At 69.9% G+C, this 12,591-nt stretch carries 12 protein-coding genes; 4 read left to right on the forward strand and 8 right to left on the reverse strand.

Annotated features, from left to right (window positions below):
• Positions 1-67 precede the first annotated feature (67 nt).
• On the reverse strand, positions 68-1,930 hold the full coding sequence (locus LC452_RS13800; RefSeq protein ID WP_223626274.1) for a phosphoenolpyruvate carboxykinase (GTP): 1,863 nt from the start codon (positions 1,928-1,930) through the stop codon (positions 68-70).
• 109 nt (positions 1,931-2,039) lie between these two features.
• Here LC452_RS13800 and LC452_RS13805 point away from each other — a divergent pair, with 109 nt between their 5' ends.
• Entirely contained in the window at positions 2,040-3,482 is a 1,443-nt protein-coding gene (locus LC452_RS13805; RefSeq protein ID WP_223626276.1) for an XRE family transcriptional regulator, read from the forward strand.
• A gap of 6 nt (positions 3,483-3,488) precedes the next feature.
• Here the strand turns inward: LC452_RS13805 and LC452_RS13810 are convergent, their stop codons facing one another.
• Positions 3,489-4,535, reverse strand: coding sequence for a winged helix DNA-binding domain-containing protein (locus LC452_RS13810; RefSeq protein WP_223626278.1), 1,047 nt, complete (start codon positions 4,533-4,535; stop codon positions 3,489-3,491).
• A gap of 47 nt (positions 4,536-4,582) precedes the next feature.
• Positions 4,583-6,031 (reverse strand): glyceraldehyde-3-phosphate dehydrogenase, encoded by a 1,449-nt coding sequence (locus tag LC452_RS13815; RefSeq protein WP_223626279.1) that lies wholly within the window; start codon positions 6,029-6,031, stop codon positions 4,583-4,585.
• Between the two features lie 253 nt (positions 6,032-6,284).
• On the opposite strand from LC452_RS13815, the gene LC452_RS13820 reads away from it, so the two are divergent.
• Together LC452_RS13820 and LC452_RS13825 are read left to right on the forward strand one after the other, a co-directional pair.
• Positions 6,285-6,662: a multidrug efflux SMR transporter gene (locus LC452_RS13820; protein ID WP_223626281.1), complete on the forward strand. Its 378-nt coding sequence runs from the start codon at positions 6,285-6,287 to the stop codon at positions 6,660-6,662.
• Positions 6,659-6,982, forward strand: a complete 324-nt coding sequence (locus LC452_RS13825) for a multidrug efflux SMR transporter (protein WP_223626283.1) — start codon at positions 6,659-6,661, stop codon at positions 6,980-6,982. The genes LC452_RS13820 and LC452_RS13825 overlap by 4 nt, the downstream gene beginning before the upstream one ends.
• Before the next feature lie 53 nt (positions 6,983-7,035).
• Here the strand turns inward: LC452_RS13825 and LC452_RS13830 are convergent, their stop codons facing one another.
• The 5 genes from LC452_RS13830 to LC452_RS13850 form a co-directional block, all read right to left on the reverse strand.
• Positions 7,036-8,376 (reverse strand): HNH endonuclease signature motif containing protein, encoded by a 1,341-nt coding sequence (locus LC452_RS13830; RefSeq protein ID WP_223626285.1) that lies wholly within the window; start codon positions 8,374-8,376, stop codon positions 7,036-7,038.
• 143 nt (positions 8,377-8,519) lie between these two features.
• Entirely contained in the window at positions 8,520-9,185 is a 666-nt protein-coding gene (locus LC452_RS13835) for an SDR family oxidoreductase (protein WP_223626287.1), read from the reverse strand.
• 55 nt (positions 9,186-9,240) lie between these two features.
• Entirely contained in the window at positions 9,241-9,777 is a 537-nt protein-coding gene (locus LC452_RS13840) for a hypothetical protein (protein WP_223626289.1), read from the reverse strand.
• A gap of 44 nt (positions 9,778-9,821) precedes the next feature.
• A complete protein-coding gene (murQ, locus tag LC452_RS13845; protein WP_223626291.1) occupies positions 9,822-10,754 on the reverse strand; it encodes an N-acetylmuramic acid 6-phosphate etherase in 933 nt (310 codons plus the stop codon).
• Positions 10,744-11,646 carry an N-acetylglucosamine kinase gene (locus tag LC452_RS13850; protein ID WP_223626293.1) on the reverse strand — a complete coding sequence of 301 codons (903 nt, stop codon included), beginning with the start codon at positions 11,644-11,646 and terminating at the stop codon, positions 10,744-10,746. The genes murQ and LC452_RS13850 overlap by 11 nt, the downstream gene beginning before the upstream one ends.
• Before the next feature lie 71 nt (positions 11,647-11,717).
• Between LC452_RS13850 and LC452_RS13855 the strand changes: the two genes are divergently transcribed.
• Positions 11,718-12,578, forward strand: coding sequence for a MurR/RpiR family transcriptional regulator (locus LC452_RS13855; protein ID WP_223626295.1), 861 nt, complete (start codon positions 11,718-11,720; stop codon positions 12,576-12,578).
• The last annotated feature ends 13 nt before the right edge of the window (positions 12,579-12,591 follow it).

Here is a 12,591-nt window from a genome sequence, read left to right on the forward strand (position 1 = left end):
GGGTTCCACCGGCCGCGGAGGCCGGAAGGGGAGGTGCCGACTCCCCCGAGTCGGCACCGGTCTGGGGCTACGCCTTGGCCAGGCGGTAGCGGAGCGAGGAGAGCTCGGCGCGCAGCGCCGCCGGAACCTTGTCGCCGAAGGTGTCGTAGAACGCCTCGGTGAGGTCGGCCTCGGTCTTCCATGCCTCGGCGTCGACGGAGAAGAGCTCGTCGAGGTCGGCGGCGGGGATGTCGAGTCCGTCGAGGTTGAGGTCCTCCGGGCGCGGCAGGCGACCGATCGGGCTGTCTACCGCAGGCACGTCACCGGCGATGCGGCGGATGATCCAGTCGACGACGCGCGAGTTGTCGCCGAAGCCGGGCCACAGGAAACGGCCGTCGTCGCCGCGGCGGAACCAGTTCACCTGGAAGATGCGCGGCGCACGGTCGAAGCGCAGGCTGCGACCGACCTTGAGCCAGTGCCCGAAGTAGTCCGCCATGTTGTAGCCGCAGAACGGCAGCATCGCGAACGGGTCGCGGCGGAGCTCCCCGACCTTGCCCTCGGCCGCAGCCGTGCGCTCGGAGGAGATGTTCGAGCCGAGGAAGACCCCGTGCGTCCAGTCGGTGGCCTCCACCACGAGCGGCACGTTGCTCGCGCGGCGTCCGCCGAAGAGGATGACGTCGAGCGGCACGGCCTGCTCCCAGTCCTCGGAGATCTGCGGGCACTGCGCGGCCGAGACCGTGAAACGGGAGTTCGGGTGCGCGGCGGGACGGTCGGAGTCCGGCGTCCAGTCGTTGCCCTCCCAGTCGATCAGGTGTGCGGGCGCGTGATCGGTCAGGCCCTCCCACCAGACGTCGCCGTCCGGGCGCAGCGCGACGTTCGTGAAGATCGTGTTGCCCCACAGCGTCTCGACCGCGGTGACGTTGGTCGACTCGCCGGTGCCGGGAGCGACGCCGAAGAAGCCGGCCTCGGGGTTGATCGCCCACATGCGACCGTCTTCGCCGGGACGGATCCAGGCGATGTCGTCGCCGAGGGTCTCGACCCGCCATCCGGGAATCGTGGGACGCAGCATGGCGAGATTCGTCTTGCCGCACGCCGAGGGGAACGCGGCTGCGACGTGGTACGCCTTGCCCTGCGGGTCGATCACGCGGATGAGCAGCATGTGCTCGGCGAGCCAGCCCTCGTCGCGGGCGATCACCGAGGCGATGCGCAGCGCGAAGCACTTCTTCGCGAGGATCGCGTTGCCGCCGTATCCGGAGCCGTACGAGTAGACCTCGAGGGTCTCGGGGAAGTGCACGATGTACTTCTCGTCGTTGCAGGGCCACTCGACGTCCTGCTGCCCCGGGGCGAGCGGGGCGCCGACCGTGTGCACGGTCTTCACCCACGGTGCGCCCTCGGCGATCCGGCTCGTGACGGCCTCGCCGACGCGGGTCATGATGCCGATGGAAGCGACGGCGTAGGCGCTGTCGGTGACCTGCACGCCGATGTGCGAGAGCGGTCCGCCGACGGGGCCCATCGAGAACGGAACGACGTACATCGTGCGTCCGCGCATCGATCCCTCGAAGATCTCGTCCATCTTCGCGTGCATGTCGGCGGGGGCGGCCCAGTTGTTCGTCGGGCCGGCATCCTCTTCCTTCTCGGACGCGATGTAGGTGCGGCCCTCGGTGCGGGCGACGTCGCTCGGGTGCGAGCGGGCGAGGTAGGAGCCGGGGCGCCATTCGGGGTTGAGCTTGATGAGCTTGCCCTCGCTGACGAGGCCGCGCAGGAGCCAGTCGTTCTCGGCCCGCGAGCCGTCGACCCAGTGCACGGAGCCGGGCTGGGTCAGCGCGCGGATCTCCTCGACCCAGGCGGCCAGCTCGGCCATCGCAGGAGTGTCATACGTCGGTGCCGCACCGAACGTGCGCTCCGTGGTGACGGGGGACGTGCGAGGGGTGATGACTTCGGCCATGGCCATGACTGCTCCTTTGAAGTGTGGGGCGTTGCACCCATCTTCTTCCGACTCGAGGGGTATTTTCGGACGAAACAGGCGGTAAGAATTTGAATTCTTTCGCTAGACTCAAGGAATGGCGTCCTCCGGCATCCATCTCACGACTCTCGGCCACCGCATCCGTCATCACCGACTGGAGAACGGGTTCACCCTCGACGAACTCGGCGCGCTCGTCGGCGTGGCCGGGTCCCAGCTCAGCCTGATCGAGAACGGCAAGCGCGAGCCGAAGCTCTCGCTGCTCCAGGCGATCGCCCAGGCCACCAGCACGCAGGTCACCGACCTCATCTCCGGCGAGCCGCCGAACCGGCGTGCGGCGCTCGAGATCGAGCTCGAACGCGCGCAGGAGAGCCCGGTCTTCCGGCAGCTCGGCGTCGCGCCCGTCCGCGTCACCAAGGGCACGAGCGACGAGACCATCGAGTCGATCCTCGGCCTGCATCGCGAGCTGCAGCGGCGCGAGCGCGAGGCGATCGCGACTCCCGAGGAGGCCCGGCGCGGAAACACCGAGCTCCGGCTGCGGATGCGCGCGCACAACAACTACCTGCCCGAGATCGACAAGCTCGCCGAGAAGCACCTCAAGTCCGCCGGTCACGTGCAGGGCGCGGTCACGCACCGCACCGTGAGCATCATGGCCGAGAAGCTCGGCTTCGAGCTGATCTACGTGAACGACCTCCCGCATTCGACCCGGTCGGTCACCGACCTGGAGAACGGGCGCATCTACCTGCCGCCGGCATCCATCCCCGGCGGCCACGGGCTGCGTTCGATGGCGCTGCAGGCCATGGCGCACCGGCTGCTCGGGCACACGCCGCCGACCGACTACGCGGACTTCCTGCAGCAGCGACTGGAGATCAACTACTTCGCGGCGTCGTGTCTGATGCCGGAGACGGCATCCGTCGCCTTCCTGCAGCAGGCGAAGAAGGACCGCAACCTCGCCGTCGAGGATTTCCGCGACGCGTTCGGCGTGACGCACGAGGCGGCGGGGATGCGGATGACGAACCTGGTGACGCATCACCTCGGGATGCCGCTGCACTTCCTCCGCGTCGATGCGACCGGGGCGATCACCCGCGTCTACGAGAACGACGATCTGCCGCTGCCGATGGATGTGACCGGTGCCGTCGAGGGGCAGCGCGTCTGCCGCAAGTTCCAGGCGCGTGCCGCCTTCACGCAGCAGAACCGCACGACGGAGCACCACCAGTACACGGACACTCCGTCGGGCACGTTCTGGTGCTCGACCCAGACCGGTTCATCGAGCGACGGCGAGTTCTCGATCACGGTCGGCGTGCCGTTCGACGATGCGCGCTGGTGGCGCGGTCGCGAGACCGTCGACCGCGCTGTGTCGACCTGCCCGGATGAGGCCTGCTGCCGACGGCCCTCGAGCGACCTCGCGGAGCGCTGGAACGGGAAGGCCTGGCCCAGTGCACGCGTGCACACGCACATGTTCTCGCCGCTCCCCCGCGGCGCGTTCCCCGGCGTGGACGACAACGAGGTGTACAACTTCCTCGGGCGGCACGCCGACGAGTGAGGCGGCTCAGCCCGCGGTGAATCGCTCGAAGCGGGCGAGCGCCGCGGTCACCCCGTCGGGATCGGTGGGAGCGACGAAGAACTCCGGCGGGACTCCCTTGCTGGCGGTCGCGTGCATCCAGCATCCGATGACCTGACCGTGCTCGACGAGGGTCGCGCGGACCATGCCGTTCTTCCCCGGGCCGACGGCGGCGAGGTGCTCGGGCGCGCAGACGGTCGTGCGGTCGGCGTAGGAGAGGTAGTACTCGTCGAAGGCTCCGAGTGCGAGGACGGATGCCGTGCCCGACGCGCGCCGCGGACGCTCCGTCGCGGCGAAGAGCCCCTCGGCCACCTCGGTCACGCGGCCTGCTGCCCTGTCCCTGGCCTCACGGGACTGGCCGAGCGTCAGGCCCGACCACCAGGCGAAGTCCGCGACGCCCGCGGGTCCGTGCCCCGCGATGTAGCGCACGAAGAGCTCGGCGAGCGGGTCGTCGGGGTGGGCGTGCTCGCGGATGTGGTCTTCCACCAGGACGAAGCGCTGCTCGCGCGTCACCCCATCGCGGGCGACGACGGGCCCCTGGCAGATCAGCCCGTCGATGGTGAGTTCGAAGAGCAGGTGCAGCCCCCGCTGGCCGGTGGGGTCGATGCCCACGCCCTCGAGGATCTCGAAGATCTCGGCGCGCGTGCGGCCGCCATCGCGCAGCGCCGGGGTCAGCGCCCGCACGGTGAGCGCGACCATGTCGTCGTCGATGCCGAGATCGCGGTGCCGTGAAGCCGCCTGCTGCCGCTGCCGCGCCGATGTGACGGACAGCACCCAGCCGAGGTCGCGCGCCGGGATCGTGTGCAGGGTGCCGCGCATCGGCCACGCGCGCACCAGGTCGCCGCGGTCGAAGGCACGGTCGACGTCGCGCAGTCGCACCTCGCCGCGGGTGCGCAGCGCGAGCGCCCATCGACCGGCGGTGAAGTCCTGGCTCTGCACCGCGAGCATGTGCGTCGCGGCATCCGTCACCGTCAGTGCCGGGGCGGTGAGACGGTGCGATCGGAGACGCTCGGCCAGCAGGGTCGCGGTCTTCATGACCCCATCATGCCGGGGGCCGGCGACGTCGCGCATCTGCGACGCGGTCAGGCGTGCAGCGTGACCTCACGGCGTGCGGGCAGGACCACGGGGTGCGATCCGGCCATCACCTCGAGCACCCGGATGACCTGGCAGGAGTAGCCGTACTCGTTGTCGTACCAGACGTAGAGCACGACGTCGCGGTCGTTCGCGATGGTGGCGAGGCCGTCGACGATGCCGGCGCGGTGGGAGCCGACGAAGTCCGTCGAGACGACCTCGGGCGACTCGACGTAGTCGATCTGCTGGCGCAGCTTCGAGTGCAGCGAGACGCGGCGCAGGTAGTCGTTGAGCTGGTCCTTCTCGGCGGGGCGCTCGAGGCTCAGGTGGAGCACGGCGAGCGAGACGTCGGGGGTGGGGACGCGGATCGCGGAACCGGTGAGCTTGCCTTCGAGCTCGGGGAGGGCGCGGGCGACGGCCTTCGCGGCGCCGGTCTCGGTGATGACCATGTTCAGCACGGCGGAGCGCCCGCGGCGGTCACCGCTGTGGAAGTTGTCGATGAGGTTCTGATCGTTCGTGAACGAGTGCACGGTCTCGACGTGCCCACGGACGATGCCGTACGCCTCGTCGATCGCCTTGAGCACGGGAGTGATCGCGTTGGTCGTGCAGGATGCGGCGGTGATGATGCGGTCGTCCGGCGTGATGGTGTCGTCGTTGATGCCGTGCACGATGTTCTTCAGCGCACCCTTGCCGGGGGCGGTGAGCAGCACGCGCGCGACGCCCTTCGCCTCGAGGTGGCGGCTGAGACCTTCTTCGTCGCGCCAGCGGCCGGTGTTGTCGACGACGATCGCGTCGTGGATGCCGTAGGCCGTGTAATCGACGGATGCCGGGTCGCCCGAGTAGATCACCTGGATGCGGGTGCCGTTGGCGATGATCTGCTCGGCCTCTTCGTCGACGGTGACCGAGCCGGGGAAGCGGCCGTGCACCGAGTCGCGCAGAAGGAGGGAGGCGCGCTTCACGAGGTCGTTCGCCGAGCCGCGACGGACGACGATCGCGCGCAGGCGGAGTCCGCTGCCACCGCCGGTGTGGGCGATGAGGATGCGAGCGAGCAGGCGGCCGATGCGTCCGAATCCGTAGAGGACGACGTCGGTCGGGTCGGCGGCGACCGCGCCGATCGCGGGTGCGAGTGCCTCGGCGAGGTAGGCGTCCAGGGGCTGCGTGCTCTCGGCGTGACCGGCGACGAGTCGTGCGACGTCGAGGGAGGACGCTCCGGGTGCGAGCTGGTGGATCGCGTCGAGCACGGCGAGGGTGTCGTCGAGGGCGAGCTGCTCGTGTCCGAGCTGTGCGACGCGCTCGTGGACTTCGACCAGTCCGGTCGCGGAGAGGCCGAGCAGCCGGTGACCGTGGAGGGAGGTCACCACATCATGCTCGCGCTTGAGTGAGCCGATGAGCGGGATCATCCGCTCGGCCAGCTCTTCTCTCGCCGTCCAGTCGTCGTCGCGTGCAGCGGAATCGTTCATCTGCGTCCTTGCATGTGTGAGCGCGCCGAGATCGCCGGCGCGCGAGATTGCCGGGTGAGCTTCGGGGGATGCCACCAGCGTACGCGGGGGTGGGCGCGGCATCCGAATCCACCGACACCGGAGTTCACCCGCCGGTCGGGGAATCGTGCGAGCATCGGACACGTTCCTCCCCTCGAAAGCCCACCGAACTCCCGATCGAACTCCCACGGAACTCCCGATCGAACTCCGTTCGAACATCCGAAAGGCGCTGCACATGTCCGCTCGCTCCGGGCCGTCGGCCTGGCCACCGCTCCTGGTCGCGATCGCGCTGGAGGTGACGGCGACGCTCTCTCTGCGCGCGGCCGAGGGCTTCACGTATCCTCTCTGGCTGATCCCGGTGGTCCTCGGCTACACCGGGTCATTGTGGCTGCTCTCGGTCGTGCTGGATCGCGGGATGCCGGTCGGCGTCGCGTACGGCATCTGGTCGGCGATCGGAGTGGTGCTGACGGCGGTGCTCGGCACGGTGCTGTTCGGGGAGCTGCTGGGACCGGTGCAGATCGTCGGAGTCGGCGTGATCGTGGTCGGTGTGCTCCTGGTGGAGTTGGGGTCGCACAGACGCGATGCGAAGCCCGTGACGGAGCCGGCATCGTGACCTGGGTGCTGCTCGCCCTCGCGATCGCGAGCGAGGTGACCGCGACCCTGAGCCTGCGCGCATCCGAGGGGCTGCGGCGCCGACGGTGGATCCCGGTGATCGTCGTCGGATACCTCGCGGCTTTCGTCCTGTTGGGCACCATCCTCGCGATGGGGATGCCGGTCGGTGTCGCCTATGGGATCTGGGCCGCGGCCGGAGTCGCGGTGACGGCCGTGCTCGGTCGGGTGATCTTCAAGGACCACTTCTCGGCCATGATGGCCGTGGGCGTCGCCCTGATCGTGGTCGGCGTGGCCCTCATCGAATTCGGCGGGGCGCACTGACGTCAACTCCGGCTCCGTGGTCGTGGTCGTGGTCGTGACGTCGCAGGGCGTGTTCATGCGGCGATGTCGAATCGGTGTCGTCCGCCGGTGCGGGGTGTGCGGGCGGGGTCGACGTACGCGGGCGGGATGAACCAGACCCGTGCGGTGACTCCGGTCCCGTCGATGCGGATGTCCCACCCGTTGTCGTGGATCCGGTGGTGACACGTCTCGCATAGGAGTACCCCGTTGGACAGGTCGGTGGGTCCGTGATCTCTCGTCCACCATTTGATGTGGTGTGCTTTCGTCATCCCGGGTGGGAGTCCGCACATCGCACACCCACCATCTCGTTCCGCGAGCGCCAATCGTTGGGCTCGGGTGAACAGGCGTCTCTCCCTCCCCCAATCGAGAACTTCGCTCTTTCCCCCGCACACCCAGGGGATGATCCCGCCCGCGGCGGCCATGCGTCTCGCGGCGCCGATGTTCACCGGGTGATCCATCCCGTCCACTGTCGCCGCCCCGGATCCGGCCCGCAGATCATCCAGCGTCAACCGGACGATGACCGTCGCCCCCGCGAGCGGCACCCGGGACTCGCAGCCGAGAACGTGCGCGCAGAACATTGCGAGAGCATCGGCCTGCAGCATCGGCACGGTGCGCCGGTCCGCATCCGCCGCGTCCGGGGTGGGAGCATCCATCCGGGCGTTGAACGCGGCCGTGACATATCCCCGCAGGGCAGTCACGACGGGGGCTGCCGTCTCGGCATCCAGCACGGCGTTCAGGTGTACCATGCCGTCGCGTTCGAAGATCGTGCACGACCGCTTCGCCCGGCGCTCCTCATCCTTCGGCTCCACCCCATCGGGGTCCAACCAGGCCTCCGCCCGGGCGATCACCTTGCGGACATCATCCAACCCCAGCCCCGCACACCGCTCCGCGAGGATCTCCTCCGCCAACCCGATCCGCCCCACCCCGGCCACCACACGGCATCGATCCAGCAGGGCGATGATCAACCCGGCCGCGGCGATACTCAACGCCCCCGACGCGAGCGCTTCCCGCAACAGCTCGTACCGGGCAGGGAGCTTCGCCCCCAGCAGGTCCGTGCGCGGGGCGGTCGCCTCCCCCACTTTCACCAGGCGGGACGCGTCCCCGGCCGAGATCCCGCCGGTCGCCGCGAGCAGTTTCCCCGCGGTCCGGTATCCGTGCTCTTTCGCCAGACTCCCCGACCCGAGCTCGGTACGGGACTCGTAGGCGATCCGCGCCGCGACATCCGCATGCGTCGCCTCCAGGCGACGTTGCACCACACCGATCGCGTCATTCACGGCGATCAACTGCTCCCGCGACAACCCCGTCGCATCATCCGCGCCCGCCCACGCGTCTTCGAGGCGGGTGACCGCCTCGACCAGACCAGGGAGCTTCGACATGCCCCCAGATTACCCGCGAACCACCCGACATTCGAAAGGATGTTCGAAGTATATTGGTCGTCCCGAAGGCATGGCGGCGGCGGTCGGTGAGAGTCGTGTGAGCGGCATCCGGCGCCAAGAATCGACGGAGAACCGAGCACCCTTCAGAACTCCGCCGAGAACGCCCCGTCCGACTTGATCAGCTGCCCCGAGATCCAGCGTCCCTCATCCGACACGAGGAACTCCACCACGGCGGCGACATCGCCCGGCCGGCCGAGCCTGCCCCGCGGCGTCATCTCCCGGAGGCCCGTGCGGGTCGCGTCGTCCATCCAGCCGGTGTCGATCGGGCCGGGGTTCAGCACATTGGCCGAGATGCCGCGCGGGCCGAGCTCGCGCGCCGCGGAGATCACGAGACGATCGAGCGCCCCCTTGGATGCCCCGTACGGCAGGTTCCCGGTGACGTGGTCGCTGGTGAGGGCCACGATCACCCCACCGTCGTCACCCGCCTGTCGCGCGAATGCCGCGATGAGCAGCAGGCTCGCCCGAGCGTTCACGGCGACGTGCAGGTCGAAGCTGTCCGCTGTGGTGTCGAGGATGCCCGACTCCACATCGTGCGCGTGACTCAGGATGAGCGCGGAGATCACCCCGTGCTCCCGATTCACCTCGTCGATCAACGCCGCGGGACCGTCGTGCGACGAGAGATCGGCGATGTGGTCCGCGTCGTGGAGGTCGCTGGTGACGACGGTCCATCCCGCAGCGCGCAGGCGAGGGACGATTCCCGCGGCGATGCTGTTCGCGCGCGCAGCACCGGTGATCAGGGCGAGGGGCATCCGGCCACGCTACCGGAACGTCCCCGACTGCCCCAGAACAAGAACCCCCGCGCGCTCAGAGCCCGAGGCACACCACCGCGAGCCCCGCGGCCAGCGCCCACGACTCGATCGTGATCATCCGTGCCGCACGCTTGTCGTGCACGGGCTCCATGACCCATTCCGAGACGAGAGTCCACAGCACCACCCCGACGACTCCGGCGACCACGATGATCGGCAGGATTCCCGACAGCGCCTGTCCACCATGCCCGTGCCCCGCCGTCGTCGCGGCCGGCGCACCGGGCGCGGCGCTCTCCAGGGCGCAGACCGCCATCACCAGCGCCACGACCGCGCGCTGCACGCACAGGGCGGCGGCAGGAGTGCCTCGCACTCCGATCGTCGCGACCATCGCCGAGATCAGGAGCAGTGCGCCGATGCCCAGACCGACCAACGGGCTGCCGTCGGCGAGCACGATGGCGAGCATCGCGCCGGCGAGCACCAGCGCGACCTGCCTCCCCTGCCACGGCACGGCTTTCCAGGCTGCGACGCACGCGGCCGCCGCGACGACTGCCGCCGCGACGGCGAACCACGGCGCAGCCGGGACGAGAGGATCCACAGTCGCATCCTATTGATCGACCGCCGCGGCGGCCGACCGCGTTCTCAGGCCAGCGCGGCGATCGCTTCGCGCAGGATGCCGTCGGCGTCACGGAGAGCGGATGCCGCGGCCTCGGGCGACGCGGCCGTCGCGAGCGTCAGCAGGGCGAGCTTGACCGAGCCGTCCGCTGCCGTCAGCGCGGTCGATGCTTCGTCGACGCCCACGCCCGCGAGCTGCGACACGGTGCGGATCGACCGCGCGTGGAGCTTCTCGTTCGTGGCCAGCAGGTCGACCATCACACCGCGGTACGTCTTGCCGAGCTTGATCATCGACAACGTGGTCAGCATGTTCACCACGAGCTTCTGCGCCGTGCCGGACTTCAGACGCGTGGAGCCGGAGATGAACTCGGGGCCGGTCACGACCTCGATGGCGATGTCGGCCTCGGCACCGATCGCGGAGTCGGCGTTCGAGGCGATCGCGACGGTCAGCGCGCCGGTGCCGCGGGCGAAGCGCAGGCCGCCGACGACATAGGGCGTGCGCCCCGAGGCCGAGATGCCCACCACGGTGTCGCGGTCGTTGAGCCCGAGCTCGCGCAGAGAGATCGCGGCGGCCTCGTCGTCATCCTCGGCATTCTCCACGGCCGCGCGGATGGCGGTCTCGCCTCCGGCGATGAGGCCGACGACCATCGAGGGATCGGTGCCGAAGGTGGGTGGGCACTCGCTCGCGTCTAGCACGCCGATGCGCCCCGCGGTTCCGGCTCCGATGTAGATGAGCCGGCCTCCGCGGCGGAAGCGCTCCGTGATGCCGTCGACCGCGGCCGCGATCTCCGCGACGCGCTGCCCGACGGCCTCGGGCACCCGCGCGTCCTCGAGATTCATCCGCCGCACCAGCTCTGCGGTGTCGAGCAGATCGAGGTCTCCCCGCTCCGTCGCGGACGCCTCGGTGTCGAGGCTGGAGAGCACGGTGAGGAGAGCAGACAGTCTGTCGTCATTCGGCACGGTGGACGAACCTTTCGTGGGGAAGATCACTGCGGCGAGCGAGCATCCGCGCGCCGTCCAGAGCGTCGCCGTGCGCAGCCACGACGTGTCGGCCGGCGGCGTGCAGCGAGGATTCCAGGGCATCCCGGAACCAGGCATGGTGGGTGAGTCCGCCGTGCACGGCCACCTCGTGCGTCCGCGCAGAGGCGCCGACAGCCGAGACGGTGAGCAGGCGGACTCCTTCCGCGACGATGGCCGCCGCGGTGGCGTCGCCCGTGGCCGCAGCATCCAGCACGAGCGGGGCGAGGGTGGCGAGGCGTCGGGGCAGCGATCCGCTCTGCGCGAGCCAGCCGCCGACGTCGGATGCCGAGCCGACGGGTTCCGCAAGAACTCGGGTCAGCGCGGTCTCGGCAGCGAGTCCGTCGGAGGTGCGCAGCACGGCCCGCAGCGCCTCGCGACCGAGCCACGACCCGCTACCGAAGTCGCCGAGCTCCGGACCCCAGCCGTCGACGAGCCGGGCGCCGTCGGCGTCGATGCCGAGCGCCGCCGCTCCGGTGCCGGCGATGAGCAGCGCGCCTTCGCCACCGTCGAGCGCGCCGATGTGCGCGGTGACCACGTCGGACGCGACAACGACAGGGACGCCGAGTTCGGCGACGAGGCGCCGGGCGAGTTCGGATGCCGCCTCCGGCGCCGTCCACGCCCCCGCGGCACCCACGCTGATGCACCCGATCGAGGACATGTCGATACCCGACACCAACGGAAGGATCGCAGCGAGCGCGGCATCGACTCCCCCGGAGGCGGCCAACCCCGGTGCACCGACACCATCGCGCACGACGCCGGCGGCGGAGTCGACGACGACACGGCACCTCGACTTGCCGAGGTCGACCGCGATGGCGTCGAGCGGAGAAAGCATGAAAATAGTCTACGCATCGTCAGCGCATCATGAAACAATTGTTCATACCTGACCTCCGGAACGGAGATGGAATGAGCATCCAGACGACGATCGCGACGGCCGCTGAGACACTGCCCCCGTCTCTCGCCCGCATCGCCCGCGTCATCGGCGACGATCCGGTCATGGTCACCCGAAGCACCATCACCGAACTCGCCGCCGCCTGCGACACCTCGGTCGCATCCGTCGTGCGGTTCTGCCGCACGATCGGCCTGAGCGGCTACCCAGCCCTGCGGATGGCTCTCGCGACCGAGCTCGGACGCGAGTCGGCCCAGCTCAGCGCCCCCACCTCGTTCGGATCAGAGATCTCGGTCGGCGATTCGCTGCGGGATGCGACGGCGAAGGTCGCCGCGCTCGAAGCCCTCGCGATCGAGGAGACCGTGGGCAACCTCGACTACGACGCGCTCGACGCCGCGGTCGACGCCATCGATCAGGCCCACCGCATCCTCCTGTTCGGCGTCGGGGCCAGCCGGCTGGTCGCCGACGACCTGGGACACAAGCTGCTGCGGATCGGCCGCAGCGCGATCGTGCTCTCCGATGCCCACGAGGCGAGTGCCGCTGCCGCGCTCGGCGCGACCCGGTCGGTCGCGATCGGCTTCTCGAACTCGGGCACGACGATCGAGACCGTGCGGTTCCTGCAGGCTGCCCGCTCCGCCGGCACCACCACGATCGGCGTGACGAGCGCCGCAGACACCCCGCTCGCCGAGGCATCCGACCGCACCCTGCTCACGCACGCCAGGGAACCCCGGTTCCGCGCCGGGGCGATGGTCAGCCGCATCGCCCAGCTGGCACTCGTCGACTGCATCTTCCTCGGGGTCGCGCAGCGCCGCCATGCGCACACCGTGCACGCACTGGAGCGCACCGCCGACGCCACGCGCGCGCTCCGCGGCGAGTGAGTCCGACGCCGCC

The organism is Microbacterium sp. EST19A (assembly GCF_019969685.1).
Lineage (GTDB): Bacteria > Actinomycetota > Actinomycetes > Actinomycetales > Microbacteriaceae > Microbacterium.